Source organism: Streptomyces sp. F63, from assembly GCF_018070345.1.
GTDB lineage: Bacteria > Actinomycetota > Actinomycetes > Streptomycetales > Streptomycetaceae > Streptomyces.
Genome location: NZ_JAGPXX010000082.1, coordinates 1 through 382, shown reverse-complemented (window position 1 = coordinate 382; position 382 = coordinate 1). Strand labels below are relative to the sequence as shown.

Sequence of the window (382 nt, the reverse complement as noted above, 5' to 3'; positions counted from 1 at the left end):
CTCCACCCACGCGTAAACGCGCGGGCTTCCTGCGTCGGTGGCTATGCCGTCGCGCAGAGGGCCAGCCCGGCCCTGTTGAGGACGTTCGTCGCGCCGACGTGGTCCGCGTTCGCTGCGAACCCGCACGCCGTGCACCGGAACCTTTCCTGGGTGACGCGGTTCTCCTTCGCGACATGCTCGCACTCGGGGCACGTGCGGGTGGGGGTACCCCCGGCGAAGCCAGGGGGAGTGTTGCGCGCGTCCACCGGAACCATCAGGCGGCCGGCACTCTCAGCCTTGTTCGCCAGGATTCCGAGGAACTGCGCCCAACCCGCGTCGAGGACGCTGCGGTTGAGTCCGGCCTTCGCGGCAGCACCGTTGGGCAGGAAGCTGCCGGGCTGCT

The 382-nt window shown here is 70.2% G+C and carries 1 protein-coding gene; it reads right to left on the bottom strand.

Annotated elements, in window-relative coordinates:
- Nucleotides 1–41: 41 nt before the first annotated feature.
- A partial coding sequence (locus KBZ10_RS28995; RefSeq protein ID WP_210990720.1) for a zinc ribbon domain-containing protein occupies nt 42–382 on the bottom strand: 341 nt, incomplete at its 5' end.